Origin of the sequence: Acidisarcina polymorpha (assembly GCF_003330725.1) — a bacterium.
Taxonomy (GTDB): Bacteria; Acidobacteriota; Terriglobia; order Terriglobales; family Acidobacteriaceae; genus Acidisarcina; species Acidisarcina polymorpha.
The window spans coordinates 5,587,795-5,608,085 of record NZ_CP030840.1; the positions used below are offsets into that span (position 1 = coordinate 5,587,795).

Genomic DNA, 20,291 nt, shown 5'->3' on the forward strand with positions numbered 1-20,291 from the left:
GCAGGAGAAACACAATGCGTAAGCTGCAATATCTATTCATGACCCTGTCGGCGCTGCTCATGGCGGTTCCGGCGTTCGCGCAGGATGCCGGTGCCGGCAGGCCTGCCAGCCTGGTGCCGATCGGCGCCGGAATCGGCATGGCCATCGCCGCTGGTCTGTGCGGCCTTGGCCAGGGAAAGGCAACCGCTTCGGCTACCGAGGCACTTGCCCGCAACCCGGGAGCCCGGGCTGGTATCCAACTGCTGCTGGTGCTCGGTCTGGCTTTCATCGAGTCCCTTACCCTGTTCACCCTGGTCGTGATCTTCCTGCGCGTCCAGTAGATACATTGGGCGAGACGACGAAGGCCTCCGGTTCGCCGGAGGCCTTCGTTTTTGCGCCGATCTACACGAGCTTTTCACTGAAGCGACGTGCGAAGGAACCAAGATTCTACGCGGTCGGCAAACGAACATCCTCCGCCAGCGCGCATCCAAAGGTGAGAATATTCCCATCCGGATCGCTCACTACAAAATCTCGCATGCCGTATGGTTCATTCGTCGGTTCAAGCTCGATCTTCGCTCCACGACCCCTAGTGAGGGTGCAATACTCATCGACCTCGTCCGCGAAGACGCTTATCGCCCCGCCGCCCACAGGTCGGTTCCACGTCGTGTGAACACAGAGGTGCAGATAACACTCGCCCCAATGCACACCTGCGTAAGGGCCGTATTCAAAGTCTTTTTCAAAGCCGAGTACCTCGCAATAGAAGTGGAGAGCGGCTGAGAGGTCTTTCACCTGGAAGACGGTCGCGGAGCTGGAGACCTTCATGGCGGCAGTATAGCTAGTTCGTCGCCAGATAGCCGTTCAGGCGTAGCCAGTCGGCGAGCCGGGCGGTCCATGACGAGAGCACCGGGTCCAACGGGGCCAGTCCAAAGCCGTGACCGCCGCGCTTATAGATGTGGAGTTCCGCAGGCACTCCGGCCTTTCGCAGGGCCAGGTAGAAATTCACGCTGTTCTCCGGAAAGACCGCTGCATCATCGTCTGCCGCGACCAGGAAGGTGGTCGGAGTTTCGGCGGTGACATGATGATCGTTGGTGAGTTCTTCGGTGAGGGCGGAGGGCGCGTTTTTGCCGATCAGGTTCTCGAAGGAAAACACGGACGCGGGACCGAGCGGCCCAATCACCGGGTAGGTAAGGACCATGAAGTCCGGCCGGCTGCTGAGGCGGTCGATGGGATCGCTGGCCGTGGCATCGCCAGCGTCGAAGTGCGTTCCCAGGGTTGAGGCGAGGTGACCACCTGCCGAGAATCCCCAAACTCCAATACGATCTGGAGCGTAGCCGTACTCCGCGGCATGGCTGCGTACCCAGCGCAGACCCCGCTTCGCGTCGTTGAGTTCAATCGGGTGGTGGTATTTCGGGCCGAGACGGTACTCGAGCATGAAGGCGGAGACGCCCAGGTTGTTCAGCCACTTCGCGACCTGGAGGCCTTCATGATCGGTCGCCAGGTGGGCATAGGCGCCACCTGGAAGGATCAGCACCGCCGTATGGGTCTCGTGTCCTGCCGCTTTCGGAGCGGGGAAGGCGGTGATGCGAGGCTGATCGGCAGGGCTTGCCTCTCCCAATGCACCTGGCGCCCCTTGAGGCCATAGCGGTACGACCAATGGTTTCGTCTCTTGCGCCACAGTCTGGGCAACGGCTGCGGCCGTGGCCAAGCAGGCCAGGAGCGGCAAAGCAAGCCTCCAACGCCGGTTCAACATGAATGTTCCTCTCCTCTTTCTGTCGCCACGATCTGTCGTCACGATTCGCGGCGGGGGTCTGGACGGCCAGCAGATCCGTGGCAGCTGGCAGCATGGTCATCGAACGGAGCGTAACACAGTTCCATTTCGGGAAGAGCCAAGCAGCCAGCGACGCGTCAATCGAGGAATGCGCTGTCATCTCCACCCGGGCCGCTATAGTCTGAGCGCTGCGGGAGAGAAGTCGCGCATGAGGCATCGATGGACATCCTCAAGCTTCATAGCTCGGGAGCCGATGTGGTCATCCTCCAAGAAGCCTTGATCGCAGCGGGATTTAGTCCCGGTTCGGTCGATGGCTCATTCGGACCGGGCACCGAGGCGGCGGTGCTGGCGTTTCAGAGCAGCGAGGGATTGGCCAGGGACGGGACGGCTGGTCCGGGAACTGCGCGGGCGCTGGGTCTTACTTCTATTCCTGAAATACCCTCGGCTATCTCCGGGGTGAACTCAGAGATTGTTTCGCACATGTTCCCGCTCACTCCCATCGGCAATATCAAAACGAATCTGCCGTGCGTCTTGAACGCGCTGGCGGAGGCAAGTCTCCAAGACAAGCTGATGGTGTTGATGGCACTCTCGACCATTCGTGCGGAAACCGAGTGTTTTCTCCCGATCAGCGAAGGCCAGTCGCGTTTCAACACATCGCCCTCCGGCACGCCGTTTGATCTCTACGACCATCGCAAAGATCTGGGCAATCAGGGGCCCTCCGATGGGGCCAATTATCGAGGGCGGGGATTCGTCCAGCTCACCGGGCGGCTGAACTACACGATCTTCAGCGGTGAGATCGGCCGCGACCTGGTGGAGGATCCGCAACTTGCCAACGATCCCGCCATCGCCGCGAAGCTGCTCGCGATTTTTCTCAAAGATCGAGAGAGCGCCATTCGCACGGCTCTGTCTACCAACAATCTGGCTCGTGCACGCCGCCTGGTCAATGGCGGAGAGAACGGACTGGATCGCTTCCAGAGCGCTTTTCAGATTGGGAGCACGCTGGTTGCCGCTTGAGTGCGCGCCGCGGGCGTTTAATTAGTCTCTCCAGTGAAAGGGTTGGTTTCGCGGGGCTTTGCGGCGGTCGCGTCGGGATGGTTTGGGGGTTGTTCGGGCAGTTGTTTCGAGGTCTGAGTCAAGCTGCCGGCGCTGCCGTTGAAGACGCGATTTGGATCGCCGGGAAGGATTTTATGATCATGAAGAGCTATAAAAATGCGGCGCTCGGTCTCGCGCAATGCCGCCCATTGCTGATTGGCCAGTGTTTTGAATTGGACCGGATAAATCACCTGGGAGCCCTTGATCGAGTCAATGCCAAGCAGACTTGGGTCGGCGAGGTAAACGTCGCTGTAAGCCGGGTCGTTGCGGACGCTCATGGCCGCGTCGCGGAGCACCTTCATAACCTCGTCGGGGTTGGCTGAGAAGTCGACGGCGACATTGATGGTGGGCAAAGAATAATCGCGCGTCAGGTTGGCGACATTGGTGATCTGCGAATTGGGGATGGTGTAGAGGGTCCCGTCGCCATCCCGGACCATGGTTTTGCGCAGGGACATGGATTCCACGGTGCCGCTAACGCCGGCCAGACGAACCACATCTCCTACGTTGTATTGGTCCTCTAGCAGGATCAACATCCCGTTGAGACAGTCTTTGACGATCGTCTGGGCTGCGAGCCCGATCGCGACCCCTGCGACCCCGGCGCTGGTGAGCAACGGCGCGAGATTGAAGTTAAAGACATCGCGCAGGATCTGGAGCGCCGCCAGGAAGCCGACGATGCCGATAGCAGTGGCGCGGAGCACGGATGCCATCGTCCTGATCTGCGAAGCTCGCGCGATGCCCCGCCCAGGATGCGATTCGGCGATCGCAACCATGCGGCGGGTCAAGAAATCGACGACCCAGATCAGCACCCAGGTGAAGATCAGAACACTGAGCAGCTTGGGTAGATCGTGTTGAAGGAATTCCTGAAGACTGGTAAGCCAGTCCTGGAAAACGTCGTGGAAGAACTGAGGAGTTTGTTGCGGAGCTCGAGCGGCGGCAAGGCTGCATGCGGAAAAGTTGAACAAACAGAGTCTCCATAGCAGGGAGGACGCGCGATGCATCTCCCTTTCCTATAATGAACCGATGCGGAGCCACGGAGGCAAGTTGCGATGGACGAGGCGGATGCTCTTCCCGGCGTTGGCCTCTCTGAGTCTTGTGGCTTCGGCTGGGAGTGGACAGCTTCCGGATTCTCCGCAGTTGCCGACTGGGTCATCGCAACAGCCGACCAACCGTGTGCCTTTTGGACAGCAGGGGCAGGATTCCAGTAATCAGGATCCATCGCTCCGTCATGCGATGCAAGAGGCTGCCGGGCGGCGCAATACAGACCGCCAGACCCGGATGGTTGCGGACACCAATCGCCTGGTAAAGCTGGCGGAGGAGCTTAAGGACGATATGGAAAAAGGGGGAACGAGCGGCACACTGGGACAGACCAAAAAAGCCGAGGAGATTGAAAAATTGGCTAGAAGTGTGAAGGATCGAATGAAAGCGGATTAGGAAGATCCCGTCTTAACCTACAATCCATGAACGCAACCATACTTGCACCGCACCAGCAAAGATTGGAGTTCGGCTAGTGAAGCGCTATTTGTACTATTGTCCCGCCTGCAAACTGAGGTTTCAAAACCAGAACTTCGGGTACGGATATCCGAAGCTTGACGCAGAGGGCGCGGCGCTGTGCCCATATTGCGAAACCCCGATGGAACAGACGCTGAGCGAGACCTTTCCCGCCGAGTGGATCGAGGAGAGGCCGAAGGTACAAACCGAGGACTCTCCTCCCTCTGAATAAGAGCAGATGAGGGGTTTACTGCTTGGTTGCAGTACTGCTAGAGGCGTCTTCCTTAGCGAGCTTGACCCAGGCATTTTCAAGCTTCTTGTGCACCTTCCCGATGTCGATGCCATCGTTATCACCCGGGGAAGTTTTGTCGTATTCCGACACTGACTGCTCCCACTGGGCGACCGCCAATTTCAGCCTGCCGGTCTTCTCGTAAAGGTCGCCGAGATGATCGTGCACGGTTGGATCGGAGGCATTGCGCTCGCTGGCGCGGCGCAGATTGTCTTCAGAGAGCTGATACTGGCCGAGCTTGAAATATGCCCAACCGAGGGAGTCGAGGTAGGCATAGTTCTGAGGTTCGGCTTTGACCGCCTGCTGAATCATGGACAAGGCTTCGTCGAGTTTCACGCCGCGATCGGCCTGCATGTAGCCGAGGTAGTTGAGTGTCATGCTGTTGCCTGGATCAATGGCCAGCACCTTCCGGAATTGGGCCTCAGCTTCGTCATAGTGCTTCTGGCGTTCGGCCAGAGCGCCACGCAGGAAGGCTATGTAGACCCTGTCGTCCTGTTTGGTCGAAAGCGGCTCGGCGCGATCAAGCTCGGCGCCGGCCTCGTTCCAACGATGAAGCCGGGTGTAAATGTTGGCCAGCGCGAGGTACACTTCACGGTCCTGGCTGGCTGCGGGGGCATCGGGAGCGGCAGGAGGGTTGGTGAGCAGTGACTTGGCCAGCGCGATACCTTCATCGGGCTTGCCGGTGTCGGCCAGCTGACCGGCGAGCATGAGCTGGATCTGACGATCTTTGGGGAGTTTGGCGGCTGCTTCGCGGGCGACCTCGGTCGCTTTGGCGTACTGTTTGGCTTCGCGGTAGGAGTCGACTTCGCCCTGGTAGCCCTGGACGGTGAAGTCGCCTCCCAGATCGAGCATCTTGTGGTAGGTGTCGGCTGCCTGCAGGGGCTTGTTCTGTTCGCGATAGAGCACGGCCAAGCGGTCAAGGAAGAAGGCGCGGGCGTTCTTTTCCGGATCAGAGTACTGGCCGGTCGAGTGTTCGGACTGATCGACTAGTTTCTGCAGGATGGTCGCGGCTTCATCGTGCTTACCGAGGGCCTCGTCGGCGAGCGCCTCGTTGAAGCTGATCTCGCTCAGCTGGAGCGGTTCCTGGGAGAGCGATTTGGCCTTTTTGATCGAGGCCAGCGATTCGTCATAGTTGCCCTGGCGACGCTGAATCTCGGCGATCCGGAGATAGGCGTTTGCATCCTGGGGATCGGCTGCGGCGATGGACTCATAAGTCGCCAGCGCGTCGTTAAGGTCATTGTCGTTCAGCAGCGCCTGGGCGAGGGAGCGCTCCGCATCGACATTCGATGGATCGAGGTCGACGGCGCGCCGGTAGGCGGCGATGGCCTTCTTCGGTTCCTTGTTCTGGTCGTAAGCGCCGCCGAGAGCGAACTCGGTGCGCGGGGTCTGATCGTCTTCGGGGATTGCGCTGAGCACCTGGATGGCATGCTCGATGTCACCTTGTTCGCTGTAGAGCCGGGCCAGATTCAAGACAACTTCTTCGGAGCTGGGATCGATCTGCTGCGCGGCCTTGAATTGTTCCTCGGCTTTGCCACTTTCATGGTTGACCGAGTAAAGCTGGCCGAGCAAGAGCCGGTCTTCAATGCTGTTCGGTTCGAGGGAGACGATCTTGGTGTACTCGGCGATGGCCAACTGCAGCACCTGACCGGACGGCCCGCTGTTTTGTCCGTCACCCAACGAGCGGAGATAGATCCTGCCGAGCAACTTGTGCGCGTCGAGGTTATTGGGGTCTTTCTTCAGCAGATCCTGGGCAGCGACGATTGCTTCCTTGACTTTGCCGGTCTTGAAATAGAGCTCAGCAAGTCCGTTGTTGAGAAATTGCGAAGTCGGATCGGCATTCAGCGCGAGTTTATATTCCTCGACCGCGCGGGTGGCATATTCGCTGCGGCCATAGGAAGTCGCCATGTCTTCATAGTCATGGGCCAGGGAGTAGTGATAATAGGCCGCCGCGCGATCGGGAACCTGCCGGTTGGAGGGGGCAGCAGTCGTCGATGCCGGTGGAGCCGAGGGCGCGGATGTCTGGGCTTGAGCCAGAGGCGCAAGGCTCGCGGATGCCACCAACAAAATCGGTGCCACCAGGCGGCGGAGGAAAGCCGGGTTCGCTTGGTTTATCGCAATCGTATCCATCATGGTGGCGGTTTCCTGGCGGAAAGTCTGAAGCGAGCGCTGTACCCCGAGTCTGCCTGATCGTGAGCGGCGGACCGGATTGGAGGATGAAAGAACGTTAAGAGTCGTGATGGTGCCCTCGAGGATCCTGACCGCTGGCTGCAGGTCAAGCTTCTCTAATCAGACGATTGTAACGTGGTTCTGGCTTCTTTTCTCGGCACACACGACTCCACCAGGTCGAGTTAGTTTCGATCTCCCGGGATCCCGTGGCGAAGGGCGACGGCTACGGGATCAGTGGCGGAAGTGGCGGACCCCGGTGAAGACCATTGCTATTCCCAGGCGATCCGCGGCGGCTATGACCTCCGGGTCGCGAACCGATCCTCCTGGCTGAATGACGGAAGCTGCGCCGGCGGCGGCTATCGCTTCGAGGCCATCGGGAAACGGAAAGAAGGCATCCGAGGCAACGGCGCTGCCGGCTAGCGGCAGGACTGCTTTCATGGCCCCAAACCGGGCGGAATCTACCCGGCTCATTTGTCCAGCGCCCACCCCGAGGGTTTGACCGTTCCGTGCATAGACGATCGCGTTCGATTTGACATGCTTACAAACCCGCCAGGCGAAGAGCAGGGAATCGATCTCGGCTTCGGTCGGCTGGCGGGTAGTGACCATCTTCAAATCGGCTGCAGCGATGCGGGCGCTGTCGGCATCCTGGAGCAGGAGTCCGCCGGAAACCTGCTTGATCACCCGGTCGATCGGGGCATTCCGTACGGTGATCAGACGCAGGTTCTTTTTACCGGCAAAACGGGCAAGAGCTTCGGGAGAGTAGCCCGGGGCGGCAATGGCTTCGACGAAGAGTTTGGCGATTTCCTCGGCCGCGGCGGCATCGACGACACGATTGATGCCAATTACGCCACCAAAGGCGGAGACCGGGTCGGAAGCCAACGCTTTTTGGTAAGCCTCGAGCACCGACTGGCCGATGGCAACGCCGCAGGGATTGGTATGCTTGATGATCGCGACGGCGGTCTGGTCGAACTCCTGAACGAGCTCCCAACAGGCGTCGAGATCAACCAGATTGTTGTAGCTAAGCTCTTTACCCTGAAGCTGCTCGGCGCCGGCGATCCCGGTGCCGCTCTGGTTACTGTAGAGAGCAGCCCGCTGGTGAGGATTCTCGCCATAGCGGAGGGGAAAAGCTATCGGGTAAGAGATGCGAAGGCTGGCAGGGAAGGGAGCTTCCGCCAAGTTGGCGAGCGTCACCGCGGCCTCAGGCCTGGAGTCGGAGAACTGTTCGAGAGCGTTCGCGATCGCCGTATCGTACGCCGCCGTGAGCGAAAAGGCGGCTTTGGCCAGCTTCCACCGAGTTTCCCGGCCGAGCGCTCCCTGGTTGGCTTCAAGTTCGGCGATGAGCGCCGGGTAGTCGCCGGGAGAGGTGACGACGGCAACGTCTTCGAAGTTCTTAGCGGCCGAACGAACCATCGAGGGGCCACCGATATCGATGTTCTCGATCACTTCTGCGAAGGTAGCACCCGGCCGGGCTGCGGTCTTTTCGAAGGCATAGAGATTGACTACGACCATGTCGATGGGCTGAATGCCGTGGCTCTCGACAGCGGAGCGGTGTTCGGCATTGTCCCGAATATGGAGGATCCCGCCGTGGACCTTGGGATGCAGTGTTTTGACCCGTCCGTCGAGCATTTCCGGAAACCCGGTGAGCTCGGAGATATCGAGAACCTTGAGGCCTTCCTCGCGAAGAGCGCGGGCGGTGCCGCCGGTCGAGACGAGCTCGACGCCATGATTGGTGAGATGACGCGCAAAGTCGACGAGGCCAGTCTTATCGGTGACGCTCAGCAGCGCCCGGCGAACCGGCTTCAGGCCGCTAGCTGCGGGGGTGGAAAGGGAAGGCGAGGAAATCAAGTAAAACTCCTTGAAAGATGCGCGAAAGATGCGACGAAAGTCATCGACCGTGCGTCAGGAGGAGAACTCCTGACATTTGTCATTGCTGACTTACCAAGGGTAGCCTAAGAAGACATGGATTCCAATTGGACGAATGGCCGCACCCCGAACCGTCCGGTGAGTGTACAACCCGAGATTTTACCTCCGCTGGCTGCAGACGCAACCATTCCAGGTCCGGGTGAAGCATCGCCAAGAACTCGCGGACGTTGGGCGGTGGCGCCGGCTACTTATGTTCTGGTGGGGATCAATATTGCGGTTTTCCTGCTGATGGCCTTCAGCGGCGTCTCGACCACCAGCCCTACGGTCTTGCAGCTACTACAGTGGGGCGCCGACAATGGCGGCCTGGTGCTGCAATACGGGGAATGGTGGCGCCTGGTGACGGCGACTTTCGTTCATGTGGGCGTCATCCACCTGGCGACCAATATGTGGTGCCTCTGGAATCTTGGTCTGCTGGGCGAGCCGCTACTGGGACCGATTGGGACGATCGCTGTCTACCTGCTCACCGGCGTCGCGGGTAACCTGCTTAGCATCGCCGTCAATCCCGATCTGCCACTCGGCCCTCAATCTCATTCGGTGGTGGGCGCGGGGGCATCGGGCGCGGTCTTCGGGATTGCCGGGGTATTGATTGTGCTGTTGAAGTCCAAGCTCCTGCCGATTCCGGAATACGAACTGAAGCGTCTCCGGAAGAGCGTTATTTATTTCGCGGCGCTGAATTTCATCATCGGCGCTTCCACGCTGCTGGTGCCGTCTTTGATTCGGATCGACAATATGGCGCACCTCGGCGGCTTTCTCAGCGGCCTGGCGCTGGGCGTTCCGTTAGTGCCGAGGATCGGTTCGCGCCGGGTGGAGTTTACCCGCCGGCAGTGGCTTTCCTTTGGCGGCGGAGTCTTCCTGCTGGCCTTGATCGCTTATGGAATCTATAGCTTCCACCGGTAGCTTTTTCGGCCGAGGGACGTGCCTTGGAGTGGGTGATCGAGGCAGTTCGGGCTGACCGGACGGGATCGATTTGGGAATAAAAGATTTATGTATACGTATGCTGGCTGCTTCCCGGCTTTGGATAGACGGCCCCCTCGTGGTACTCTTTAATTGCGCTCAGTTGTTTGGTTTGTGAGCCGTTCTCGCCCTGGAAAAGCCAGACCGCCTGCCACAGTGACTCCAAGCCCCTCAGCGTAATCGCTCGCAGATTAGATGTGCGTGGCGATGTGTGGAAGCGTCTGCGCTTTCCCGCAAAAGGCATCGTGCGGCAGAGCCGAGCCTGGGACGAATCTTCAGCCCCGGCTTTCTGAATTTCCGGCACTCCCTACGAAAGAACAAACTTTCTGTCACGGACGGATGAAGCCGTCGCGAGGCAGCAACTCGCGTCCCGGACCGGTCCCTGTCTCCTCCAAAGGAAGACGCGGAACCGAACGCCCGAGACCAAGGGATAACTTTGACTCAATTTAATGATTTTCAAATTTCTGCTCCGCTGAAGAAGCGTCTGGCCAGCTGTAACTTCACCATCCCCACTCCAGTCCAGGAGGGCGCCATTCCTCCAGCCCTCGAAGGTCGCGACGTCCTGGCGACTGCGCAAACCGGTACCGGTAAGACTCTAAGCTTCCTCATTCCGGTCATCGAGAAGCTGCAAGCGACGCAGAGCCGGAGCGCTTCGGCGCTGATCCTGCTGCCCACCCGCGAGCTGGCAATGCAGGTCGAGCAAACCTTTCGCACCCTGACTCAGGGCAGTTCGCTTACCGTCGCGCTTGTGGTTGGCGGTCTCGCGGAAGGACCCCAGATTCAAGCGATCCGTCGCGGAGCGCGGCTGATCGTGGCGACTCCCGGCCGGCTCGAGGATTACATCAAGCGTCGCATGGTCAAGCTCAACGAAGTACAGATTCTGGTGCTCGACGAGGTCGACCGCATGCTGGACATGGGCTTCAAACCGGCGATCAAGCGGATTGCTGGGGAACTGCCTGCCGACCGGCAGACGCTCTGCTACTCCGCGACTCTCGATGCGGCGATTAAAGAAGTCGTTCGCGACTACCTGAAGAATCCCGTTCGGGTGGAGATCGGTTCGATTCTGAAGCCGGCCGAGAATGTCCGTCTCCAGACTTTTGAAGTGACCTCGGACAAAAAGCAGGAACTACTCGAGCATCTCTTGAAGAGCGAGGAAGGCAGCTTCCTGGTCTTTGTTCGCACCAAGCATGGCGCCGAACGCGTCGCCCAGCGGTTGACCCGCTCGGGACACGGTGCAACCAGCATTCATGGCGATCGCACTCAGGCCCAACGGAGCGCGGCACTGAAGAGCTTCGCTAAGGGCGGCCACCGGATTCTGGTGGCGACCGATGTCGCGGCCCGCGGCTTGGATGTCGACCACATTGCGCATGTCGTGAACTACGACATGCCGAAGGTAGCCGAGGACTTCGTCCATCGCGTCGGAAGAACCGGACGCGCCTCGAAGAAGGGCGTAGCTTCGACCTTCGCGCAGCCGGACGAACGCGGCGATCTGAAGAAGATTGAGCGCGTCCTCAAGATTTCGATGGAGCGTTTTCGAGTGAAGCCGAATATGGGCATTGGATCGGCCACTTACCCGACTTCCGCGCACGCATAACTTGTAGCAGGTACGATCTACTTTGGCGCATGACTCGGAATCTGGTCATGCGTTTTTCTTTGCTTGAGCTATTTCGATCGTCGACGTCGGTACTCGCCTATTCGGCCGCAACCCGAGAGATGGCCGTCTCCAGGATCTCTCTGGTGAAGATAAGATCGGAGGCCTGGCGGGTGCGGCGGCGGTAGAGCGCTGTGGTCTGACAGAGGACCACGATGTCTTCGATCTCCGCGGGATTGATGGCTGATTCGAGCACCCGGGAGCGGAACTGATCTTCGGTCATCCCTTGAAGCCGAAATCCTTGCCGCTGCGCTTCTTTCAGGTAGAAAACCGCAACTTCGGCGAGCATCTGGCGAGCGTCCTCGGGGATCTCGCGATTGTCGCCGTGTGTGACCTCGGCTCCTGGGAGGGTGAGTTTGATCCCGAAGAGGTTGTCGAGATCGCTGTTGGCTTCGAAGGTCACGGTGGTGGCAACCACCAGCACATTCTGCCGTTCCGAGGTCGTCTCGATGAGTGCATCGAGTTCCGTCAGCACGTCGGGATCGCTCTCTTTATAGGCCAGATCGATGCGAGGCAAGAGCAGCATTACTTTCTTGGATTTATACCCGCGAACGATGCTCTTCGCCTTGGCCAGGGCGTCAGAATCGCGCGGGTTGTAGACAGTGACGAGGCGCTCCATCCCGGCCATCAAGGCAATGCGTTCGGCAAGGCTCTTCTTACCGCTCTGGATGGGGCCGATGATCAGCACTTCGTTGCCGATCTTCAGGTCTTTATATTCAGCGGGATTTCTGGCGCGGTCGATCAGATCGGCGATGCTGGTGATGAGCGCGTCCATCCCGGCCAGTCTCGGGTTGAGCGTATTGACGGGCACGTCTTCCAGGCTGAGATAGATCCGCTCCCGCCGCTTGCGGACTTCCGAGATGAATTCGATGAAAGTGGGCAGGGTGGCGATCGACCCGACGACCGTGGCGAAGACCAGGAATTCCTCTGTAAGCAGGAGCGCCGAGTCTGCCGATGCCGCTGGGTTGAGCATAAGTCAAGGATATCAGGAGGCTTATGAGCGGCACGCCAGAGGGCCGGGCGGCAATCGTATAGCCGCGCCAAAACCAATCCTTCTCATGGTTGCCGAAGTTACAAGGTAGATATCGCCTGAGTGCCCCGCCTATGCTCCTCGTACGAGCTGTACCTGCTTGTTTTCGTTCTGCGTTTCATGTCCTGCAAAGCAGGTTGTTACCCATTTTTCCGATCGCCGTCTTTGAGATACTATCTCCGGAATTTGGCCGTTTGACGGCCTCACCTTCGTCCTGATGCGCAGTCAAATACACCGGAAGACCGGGCTTGAACGGATTCAATGCCGGGTTTATTCTCTTGCCACCGAGCACTGCTGCATGCGGGGTGACTTATGAAGCGGCTCCTCTCTGTTCTGGCGTTGTCGGTTCCACTTTCCGCAACCGCGCAAGTTGGATCGCAGGTAAGTGACGCGACGGTTGTGGTCCGAGGCCTCGATGGCGCACCCCATCAACTGGAGGTTCCGAACCACCTCCCTGTATTCCAGGGTCATCTTCAAGTCCGGGAAGGCGGAGACCTCGAAAGCGTTGCGGGCTCCCAAGAAGGATGTCCGGTGCAGATCGTCGATGCGGTCTTCGAGCGTCCCGGCCGACTGATGCTGACCGGTCAGACTTCCCCGAGCGCTCAACTCGAAACAGACGGTGGGCCGACACTTCACCTCAACTACCGGAATTTCAGCGGCAAGGACATCGACTCCGTGGTTCTGACTGGATGGATCAAGGTAAAGGATGATCCCTATCAGCTGGACTATGTTGTCCGTCCCTTTCAGCTGGTGCTATCGAGGAAGTCCCTGCTCGGAAAGGATGTGCAAGCACAACAAGCGCTGGTCCTGGGAGGCAATGCATACGGCCTGGACCGGATTGCGCTCTCGCGGGTGATCTACGCCGATGGCAGTATCTGGATGCCGGAACTCAACCGTTGCGTTTACCGGTCTCTCGGGAGCACGGAGCAAGCCAAGGCGTGGTAGTTCCGGCACCGTGGCCATCGGAGAACGGCGGCCTGCGCTAGGGCCGATTTAAGCGGGAAGGAAAAGCTGTTCGACTTCTCGCCAGCTCGAGACTCGACGATACCCCTCGACTCCGTGATTATGGGGCGCGGAAAACAGGATGCCCTCGCCGCGGAAGTGGCGGAAGTGCAGCGGCTGGTCGTCGATCAAGTAATCCGCATTCAGGATGCTCTTGTCCCCGCAAAAAACAAAACGCATCGGACTGAGAAAAGGAAAGTGACGCTGCAGCCATTGATATTTCCCGGGGAAAGAAGTGGGGAACTCCATCGCCGCCGTGGCGATGAACACCTCGTATTTCTCCGTTAACGAAGCGATCACGCGCTGACTATCAGGAATCACCGGCAGGTCGCCAAAGAAATCGTCGCTATGTAGATACGCCTTGGCCCGTTCCTGATGCTCGTCCGGCAAGACGTCGTAGAATCATTTCCCCATGAAGTCGGCCTTGGTGTAGGACGTGCCGTGATCGCGATTGTAGCGGGTGAGATGTTCCGTCATTGCGTCCGCAATGGTCTCGTCCATGTCAATGCAGATGCGCTTCATTCCACCTCACAGAGTCTTGAAATCGATTGTACGATGGGGGTCGGCGGACGCTTCTTCGCGGGCCGGGGAATGCGTTGGCACTGCGATAGACTGGGGACACGAGGAATTGCCTGTGTCGACTGCAACGCGCGTGCCGGTCGAGGTTTACCTCCGCTCCTCCTACGAGCCCGATGCCGAATATGTGGATGGTGAAATTGAGGAGAGGGCCGTGGGAGAGGTCGATCATGCTGCATGGCAGGCGGCGATTCAACGCTGGTTTTTTGCCCATGACCGGGAGTGGAACATAGCCGTTCTGCCTGAACTGCGGGTACAAGTGTCTCCGACACGGTTCCGAATTCCCGATGTCACCGTTCTCGATATTGATCGACCGGCGGAGCAGGTGATCACTCATCCGCCGATCGCTGTTTTCGAGGTGCTCTCGCCGGAGGACACGGTGCTCAAGATCCGGCGCAAGCTGGCCGACTATGCAAAGATGGGCATTCCGCAGATATGGGTCATTGATCCAGAAGATGGCGCGAGCCTTCGCTATCTCGATGGAGAGCTGCTGAGGCAGGAAGTCTTCGACGAGGCTGCGCGGGGTATTTCGTTCCGCATTGAGGAGATTGGGAAGCTGGTTCGGCGGTAGGGCTCTTAGGGCTGAGGTATCTCAGGCGACTTTGAAAGCCAAGGGATGACTTGATTTGGGGTACGGGCGGCTTTCCGGCGGCTAGGATTGCCAGTTTTGCGCTCCGTGGCGGATGTGCAGGATTTCGACTGCTAAGTCGGTCGAACGGAAGACGATGATATTGGGCAAACTCGAAAGAATAAGCTCCCGGGTGCCAGGGTCCTTGCCTATGCGACCACGGCGAGGGGAGGTTCGGAGGTCGAGAATATCCGTATACAGGCGGCGTACGGTAGGCTGTGCGAGCCCGGATGATGCTCTTGAAGGTAGTCGGAGATGCTCTCTAGGTCGTCAGCTGCGGCAGGCGTCCATCGCAGGCGCGTTCAGCGTAGGAGCATTCGTTCGAGGCGGGCATTCATCTCATCTTCCTCGACAAACTCTCCCCGATCCGCTTGCTCGATGCCTTTGAGCACAGCCGCCCGGAATCGGTTGTCCTCGTCGATAACGCGAAGGGCGGCGTCGATCACCAATTGACCCGGATCCTTGCCAAGGTGCTCAGCCAAACGCCTCAGCCGGGCTTCCTGTTCCGGGGTGAGGGGGATTTCATGTCTTGAGGGCAGAGAGGGGTATTGTAGGTGTCAAGGATGAACCCCGCGTCAAGGTCGAGTTATAGGCGTCCATCATTCGTACTTATTCGGTAGAAGCTACCTCCAAGTCATTAACGAGGCGTCAGTCTCAGATGGACGAATACTTGACTCTTCTGTCCCCAAACAAGTGTAGATGCATCGCTGGCTGGTTCGTATCTCAGAGATTGATTGGACGTGTCGCCTATCTAACCACGAGCCCGCTCAATCGCCGTCACCACTGCCTTCGCTTTATTTACCGACTCCTCAAATTCCTTCTCGGGCACGGAGTCGGCGACGATTCCGGCTCCTGCTTGGATGTAGCCTTTCTTTCCCTTGAGTAACAGCGTCCGGATGGCGATGCAGCTATCTAAGTTGCCGGAGAAGTCGGCGTAGAGGATGCTGCCGCCGTAGATGCCGCGGCGGGTGGGTTCAAGCTCTTCGATGATCTCCATGGCGCGAATTTTGGGAGCGCCGGAGAGCGTCCCGGCAGGAAAGCAGGCGCGGAAGGCATCGACGGGTGTGAGCTCATCGCGAAGTTTGCCTTCGATGGCGCTCACCAAGTGCATGACGTGCGAATAGCGCTCGATGAACATGAAGTCCTTCACATGGACGGTCGAGAATTCGCTCACGCGGCCAACGTCGTTCCGGCCCAGATCGACCAGCATGACATGTTCGGCCCGCTCTTTTTCGTCGGCAAGCAGCTCTTCGCCGATCCGTCTGTCTTCGTCCTCATCGAGTGAGCGGGGGCGAGTTCCGGCAATGGGACGATATTCGACATTCCGTTGCTTGACCCGGACGAGCAGCTCCGGGGAGGAGCCGATGATGTAGGTCGGTTCCGGCTTGGATTTCGTCGGCTTACCGTCTGGCGCCGGCTTCTTCAGTCCAACCCGCAGGAAGTACATGTAGGGGGATGGATTCACGATTCGCAGCGAGCGATAGATCGAGAACGGATCGACATCGGGCTCGACCTCAAAGCGTTGCGAGAGCACTACCTGGAAGATATCCCCGGCGGCGATGTATTCCTTGGAGGCGGTTACGGCGGCGAGGAAATCCTTTTTCCTGCTGCTGGCTTTGACGGTAAGTTTTCCGAGGGCCTTCCGGCGCTTTGGCTTCGGCAAGGGCTGGGCGAGCTTCTTTTCGAGCCGATCGAGCCGTGCGACCGCGTCGAGGTAGGCGGCCTTTGGCTTCATGCGAGAGAGGTCGGCGGTGACGATCAGCAAAATGGCCTTGCGAACGTGGTCGAAGGCCAACACTTCGTCGAAGAACATCAGGCATGCATCGGGCATGCCCAGGTCATCCTGAGCGGTTGCCGGCAGCTGCTCGATCTGGCGCACTACATCATAGGCGAAGAATCCGACTGCACCGGCGGTGAATGGGGGTAACCCGGCGACCCTGGCCGCACTCTGGCCGCTCAATGCATCTTTCAGCAGCTTGAAGACGTCGCCATCGAAGGACGTGGTCTTGCCAGCTTCCGTCACTTCGATCAAGGTACCACAGGCAACTATTTTTTTATAAGGCCGGATGCCAATGAAGGTGTAGCGGCCGACGCGCTCGCCGCCCTCGACGGATTCGAACATGAAGCATTCCGGCTCATCGGCAGCGAGGTGGAGAAAGGCCGAGACCGGGGTTTCAAGATCGGCGGTGAGGCTCCGATAGACGGGGACTAGATTGTGAGTTTTGGCCAGGCTTTCGAAGTCTGTGCGTGCGGGAAGAGTGGGAGGCTGCGAGTGCGGGGAAACTGCCATCTTGAACCTAATGGTACATGACCGGAAGCGCCGGTTAGCGGCTTTCCTTCCCCCGATGGCGTCGGCTTGAACGTCCCGTATCCGCGGACTAAGGGCGTCAGACTACGGCATCATGGCGCCGTCCAATAGACCTTCGTTAGCTTTGACAGGAGATAGTCTCGACGAGCCCAGGAGCAGTCGTGGATCGTTCGCCGATGGAGTCTTCCATGTTGGGGCCAGTCGTTATATCCCTAAGAACCACCCATCAGGTTCCCAAGAACCGCTCGTTAGGTTTTCCAAAGAAATGCTCGGTGTTTTTTGGCACTTCAATCGCAACAAACTTCCCAGGACGGGCAAAATCTTACCGGCGTTCAGCTTTAAAGTAGATGACGGCCAAAGTAGATGACGGCCAAAGTAGATGACGGCCAAAGGAGATGATGGTAGAGCAGCGACGGAGGGGGCCAGGATCGGACCCATCCGGAACGGCGGGGGCACGCTTGTCACTCGTGGTGGTTGCCGCTCGTTCCGCTAGAGGCCTATACTCAGAGGGTTTGGCTGAAGCACTTCTATGACGGTGGCCGTGGCCCAACCAGAATCGGTGGATCTTCCGGTTGAGGATTGTCCTTCATCGGCGCGGAAAGTCGCACCTTGTTCCTCTGCTTGGAGTAGCCTCCGTGTGACGATGCCTTCATCCCTGCACCTTGGCTCGCTGCATATCGGCGCTTCTGCAGTGATGTTTCAGGCGTTTTTCAGATTGCCATTGCAGCAATGCACTGCAACCCCGAAGGACGCTATTGTGCCAGCCGGTCTTTGGCCGCATTTCGAATTGAAGAGCGCGGTGACTACCGGAGAGAAGCGACCGATTACGGAGATATCATGGCTACGATTACCCTCGAGCAGGAGATCAATCCCTGGGAGGCCCAGGCTGCTCGATTTGACTACGCTGCACGCAAGCTGAATCTGGATGAAGGCATCTGGAAGATTCTGCGTTACCCCTCCCGAGAGATCATCGTCCATATCCCGGTGATGATGGATGACGGCCACATCGAAGTATTTACCGGCTTTCGCGTGCAACATTCAGTCGCACGGGGACCGGGTAAGGGCGGGATTCGCTACTCACCCGACGTCACTCTCGATGAAGTGCGGGCGCTGGCCAGCTGGATGACCTGGAAGTGCGCAGTGGTGAACATTCCCTTCGGCGGGGCGAAGGGCGGCATCATCTGCGATCCGAAGCACATGTCGATGGGCGAGATCGAGCGGATGACCCGCCGCTACACCTCCGACATCATTGAGTTCATTGGGCCGGAGAAAGATGTGCCTGCACCTGATGTGAATACCAACGATCAGGTGATGGCGTGGATCATGGACACTTACTCCATGCACATGCGGCAGACGGTGACGGCGGTAGTTACCGGCAAGCCGCTGTCGATCGGTGGATCGCGGGGCAGGACCGAGGCTACTGGCCGCGGCATCGCCATGGTGTGCGACGAGGCGATGCGCTACCTGAGCATGCGCCAAGAGGGTTGCCGCGTCGTCATTCAAGGTTTTGGCAATGTGGGATCGAATGCCGCCCGGCTGATGACGGACCGCGGGTACAAGATCGTCGGGATCGCCGAGCAGGATGGCGGCCTCTATAACCCGAACGGCATCGACGTCTGCGCCCTGCTCGACTATCGCGAACGCAACCGTACGGTGCTCGGCTTCAAAGGCGCGGAGGCGGCTGATTCCGATCAGTTGCTGTTGAGCGACTGCGAGATCCTGATCCCCGCCGCAACTGAAAATGTGATCACCAGCCGCAACGCCGATCGCATCAAGGCGCGCATTGTCTGCGAAGGTGCAAATGGTCCGACGACGGCGGTCGCGGATGAGATTCTGGCCGACAAGAAGATATTTATCATTCCCGATATCCTTGCCAACGCCGGCGGAGTGACGGCTTCTTATTTCGAGTGGGTGCAAGACCGTCAAGGCTATTTCTGGAACGAGGCCACGGTGAACGAACGCCTCGAGGCGATCCTAAGGGAGAGCTTTGACGACGTGGTTCGTTATGCCGAGGCGCACAACGTGAACAACCGGATTGCCGCCTACATGCTCGCCATCGACCGGGTTGCGTTCACGATCAAACAGCGGGGCATTTACGCCTAGGTTCCGGTTTTCTGCCTAGGGGTTCCGGCTTTCTCAAGGGTCTGCAGAGACCCGGGCAGAGATCGAGGGGCCGGTCTTAGCCGCTGGGACCTGCGATGCGGATCTTCGCCGGCTGGACTGGGTCGCCGGATTTCTTTATTCCGTACCGTGGTTTCGGGTGGGTGACGGGTGGTTGGGCGTGGCGAAAGTGGCGGGCTCAGCAGCGAGAACGCGATAAAGCGTGGAACGGCTGACGCCGAGCAGTTTCGCGGCGCGCAGCTTGTTCCCTCGAGTGTGCTGGAGGACCTTATGGACATGGAATCGAATCACCGCGTCCAGGTTCCAGCTAGGCTCCTCAGTCGACTCAGTGCCCCTTGGCCCTGGATTCAAGGGGACGGACTGAGGAATCAGCGAAGAGAATGGCGGCAGGTCGATGGGACGAATCCATTGGCTCGTGGTTTCGAGGCATGCGGCCGTAATGACCTGGTCCAGCTCCCGCACATTACCGGGCCAGCCATGGCGAAGCAGGGGAGCGATGGTCCCGGGACCGAGCCCTCGTACGGTTTTGCGGTACGCCCGGCTGAAGCGCTGGATCAAGGTCTGGGCGAGCATGGGTATGTCTTCGCGCCGTTCGCGGAGAGCAGGCAGCCGGAACCGCACCGCGTACAGCCGTGAGGCAACATCCTGGCGAAAGGGGGAGGGCGGATCAGCTTTCCTAAGCGGGATTGAAGAAGAGAAGGCCACCTGGGCGGGCAGGCCTGTCCCGGGCGTCGGTTCTCCATCCTGGGAACCAAGTTCAAGTTGGCTCGCCTGAGAGGGTTGGTGGTCAAACCAGCGAAGAAAATCAGCCAGCATGTCTTGTTGATCGGGCGAGAGTTGATGGACGCGGTCGAGAAAAAGCATTCCCCGGTGCGCTTGTTCGAGCGCGGCAGTTGACCAGCGGGCGCCGCCTCCGCCTTCCGAGGGAGTGAAGAACCGGGATGCGAGACAGGGAACAAAAGGACCGTCCGCTGCGGATCCGTTGGCATGAAGCGCCCGGGCCGCGAGAGTCTTACCCGTCCCGTCTTCTCCCTCGAGGGTAAAGAGGGTGAGGCGGGGAGCCATTCGCTGCATTTGCAGAATCAGCTGACGCATGACTGGGCTTCGGCCAGTCAGTCCGAAGATGTTAGGAGGGTTTTCAAACTCCGACTCAGCATACGCCGACACCGCTTGCACTGACGTGTGCTGCGGGGAGGAATGTAAGAGAGAGGAAGCTGCTCCTTTGGCCGATCCACTCCATTGCGAACTGGATCGCGCCGTCGAGCCCATGTTCACCTTCCATCGAAACGATCGATTTCCCTGGAGCTTAGGAGCTT

The 20,291-nt window shown here is 59.0% G+C and carries 19 protein-coding genes and 1 pseudogene; 9 read left to right on the forward strand and 11 right to left on the reverse strand.

The genetic code is table 11. The features are described 5' to 3' along the window. The first annotated feature begins 14 nt into the window (after positions 1-14). The gene (locus ACPOL_RS23800; RefSeq protein ID WP_114209261.1) at positions 15-320 is read left to right on the forward strand and encodes an ATP synthase F0 subunit C; all 306 of its coding nucleotides are present in this window, start codon (positions 15-17) and stop codon (positions 318-320) included. Between the two features lie 106 nt (positions 321-426). On the opposite strand, the gene ACPOL_RS23805 is transcribed toward ACPOL_RS23800, so the two are convergent. Together ACPOL_RS23805 and ACPOL_RS23810 are read right to left on the reverse strand one after the other, a co-directional pair. After that, complete coding sequence (locus ACPOL_RS23805) at positions 427-801, reverse strand: VOC family protein (protein WP_114209262.1); 375 nt, start codon at positions 799-801, stop codon at positions 427-429. A 13-nt stretch (positions 802-814) separates the two neighbouring features. Next, positions 815-1,729, reverse strand: coding sequence for an alpha/beta hydrolase (locus ACPOL_RS23810; RefSeq protein ID WP_114209263.1), 915 nt, complete (start codon positions 1,727-1,729; stop codon positions 815-817). A 237-nt stretch (positions 1,730-1,966) separates the two neighbouring features. Here ACPOL_RS23810 and ACPOL_RS23820 point away from each other — a divergent pair, with 237 nt between their 5' ends. Then, a complete protein-coding gene (locus ACPOL_RS23820; RefSeq protein WP_114209265.1) occupies positions 1,967-2,761 on the forward strand; it encodes a peptidoglycan-binding protein in 795 nt (264 codons plus the stop codon). Positions 2,762-2,778: 17 nt separating this feature from the next. Here ACPOL_RS23820 and ACPOL_RS23825 read toward each other — a convergent pair whose 3' ends face one another. Further along, positions 2,779-3,801 carry a mechanosensitive ion channel family protein gene (locus ACPOL_RS23825; RefSeq protein ID WP_236656987.1) on the reverse strand — a complete coding sequence of 341 codons (1,023 nt, stop codon included), beginning with the start codon at positions 3,799-3,801 and terminating at the stop codon, positions 2,779-2,781. Positions 3,802-3,880: 79 nt separating this feature from the next. Here ACPOL_RS23825 and ACPOL_RS23830 point away from each other — a divergent pair, with 79 nt between their 5' ends. Both ACPOL_RS23830 and ACPOL_RS23835 read left to right on the forward strand, forming a co-directional pair. Further along, positions 3,881-4,270 (forward strand): hypothetical protein, encoded by a 390-nt coding sequence (locus tag ACPOL_RS23830; protein WP_150133118.1) that lies wholly within the window; start codon positions 3,881-3,883, stop codon positions 4,268-4,270. A gap of 76 nt (positions 4,271-4,346) precedes the next feature. Continuing rightward, positions 4,347-4,559 (forward strand): hypothetical protein, encoded by a 213-nt coding sequence (locus ACPOL_RS23835; RefSeq protein WP_114209268.1) that lies wholly within the window; start codon positions 4,347-4,349, stop codon positions 4,557-4,559. A gap of 15 nt (positions 4,560-4,574) precedes the next feature. On the opposite strand, the gene ACPOL_RS23840 is transcribed toward ACPOL_RS23835, so the two are convergent. Both ACPOL_RS23840 and purH read right to left on the reverse strand, forming a co-directional pair. Then, positions 4,575-6,746 carry a tetratricopeptide repeat protein gene (locus ACPOL_RS23840; RefSeq protein WP_114209269.1) on the reverse strand — a complete coding sequence of 724 codons (2,172 nt, stop codon included), beginning with the start codon at positions 6,744-6,746 and terminating at the stop codon, positions 4,575-4,577. Positions 6,747-7,013: 267 nt separating this feature from the next. Beyond that, on the reverse strand, positions 7,014-8,627 hold the full coding sequence (gene purH, locus ACPOL_RS23845) for a bifunctional phosphoribosylaminoimidazolecarboxamide formyltransferase/IMP cyclohydrolase (protein ID WP_236656988.1): 1,614 nt from the start codon (positions 8,625-8,627) through the stop codon (positions 7,014-7,016). Positions 8,628-8,741: 114 nt separating this feature from the next. Between purH and ACPOL_RS23850 the strand changes: the two genes are divergently transcribed. Together ACPOL_RS23850 and ACPOL_RS23855 are read left to right on the forward strand one after the other, a co-directional pair. Then, a complete protein-coding gene (locus tag ACPOL_RS23850) occupies positions 8,742-9,602 on the forward strand; it encodes a rhomboid family intramembrane serine protease (protein WP_114209270.1) in 861 nt (286 codons plus the stop codon). A 493-nt stretch (positions 9,603-10,095) separates the two neighbouring features. Continuing rightward, positions 10,096-11,253 carry a DEAD/DEAH box helicase gene (locus ACPOL_RS23855; protein ID WP_236656989.1) on the forward strand — a complete coding sequence of 386 codons (1,158 nt, stop codon included), beginning with the start codon at positions 10,096-10,098 and terminating at the stop codon, positions 11,251-11,253. Positions 11,254-11,350: 97 nt separating this feature from the next. Here the strand turns inward: ACPOL_RS23855 and ACPOL_RS23860 are convergent, their stop codons facing one another. Beyond that, positions 11,351-12,283: a P-loop NTPase family protein gene (locus ACPOL_RS23860; protein ID WP_114209271.1), complete on the reverse strand. Its 933-nt coding sequence runs from the start codon at positions 12,281-12,283 to the stop codon at positions 11,351-11,353. Positions 12,284-12,652: 369 nt separating this feature from the next. Here ACPOL_RS23860 and ACPOL_RS23865 point away from each other — a divergent pair, with 369 nt between their 5' ends. Continuing rightward, positions 12,653-13,285 (forward strand): hypothetical protein, encoded by a 633-nt coding sequence (locus ACPOL_RS23865; protein ID WP_114209272.1) that lies wholly within the window; start codon positions 12,653-12,655, stop codon positions 13,283-13,285. A gap of 48 nt (positions 13,286-13,333) precedes the next feature. Here ACPOL_RS23865 and ACPOL_RS23870 read toward each other — a convergent pair whose 3' ends face one another. Further along, positions 13,334-13,732 carry a 5' nucleotidase, NT5C type gene (locus ACPOL_RS23870; protein WP_236656990.1) on the reverse strand — a complete coding sequence of 133 codons (399 nt, stop codon included), beginning with the start codon at positions 13,730-13,732 and terminating at the stop codon, positions 13,334-13,336. A gap of 244 nt (positions 13,733-13,976) precedes the next feature. Between ACPOL_RS23870 and ACPOL_RS23875 the strand changes: the two genes are divergently transcribed. Then, on the forward strand, positions 13,977-14,489 hold the full coding sequence (locus tag ACPOL_RS23875) for a Uma2 family endonuclease (protein ID WP_161557537.1): 513 nt from the start codon (positions 13,977-13,979) through the stop codon (positions 14,487-14,489). A gap of 81 nt (positions 14,490-14,570) precedes the next feature. On the opposite strand, the pseudogene ACPOL_RS36515 reads toward ACPOL_RS23875, so the two are convergent. The 3 genes and pseudogenes from ACPOL_RS36515 to trpE all read right to left on the reverse strand — a co-directional run. Then, positions 14,571-14,756: pseudogene (locus tag ACPOL_RS36515) on the reverse strand (type II toxin-antitoxin system RelE/ParE family toxin); the annotation flags it as partial. A gap of 92 nt (positions 14,757-14,848) precedes the next feature. Then, entirely contained in the window at positions 14,849-15,028 is a 180-nt protein-coding gene (locus ACPOL_RS23885; RefSeq protein ID WP_114209275.1) for a hypothetical protein, read from the reverse strand. Between the two features lie 269 nt (positions 15,029-15,297). Next, a complete protein-coding gene (gene trpE / locus ACPOL_RS23890; protein ID WP_114209276.1) occupies positions 15,298-16,836 on the reverse strand; it encodes an anthranilate synthase component I in 1,539 nt (512 codons plus the stop codon). Between the two features lie 855 nt (positions 16,837-17,691). Here trpE and ACPOL_RS23895 point away from each other — a divergent pair. Further along, positions 17,692-18,957 carry a Glu/Leu/Phe/Val family dehydrogenase gene (locus tag ACPOL_RS23895; RefSeq protein ID WP_114209277.1) on the forward strand — a complete coding sequence of 422 codons (1,266 nt, stop codon included), beginning with the start codon at positions 17,692-17,694 and terminating at the stop codon, positions 18,955-18,957. A 135-nt stretch (positions 18,958-19,092) separates the two neighbouring features. Here ACPOL_RS23895 and ACPOL_RS23900 read toward each other — a convergent pair whose 3' ends face one another. Further along, positions 19,093-20,244 carry a sigma-54-dependent transcriptional regulator gene (locus ACPOL_RS23900; RefSeq protein WP_114209278.1) on the reverse strand — a complete coding sequence of 384 codons (1,152 nt, stop codon included), beginning with the start codon at positions 20,242-20,244 and terminating at the stop codon, positions 19,093-19,095. Between the last annotated feature and the right edge of the window lie 47 nt (positions 20,245-20,291).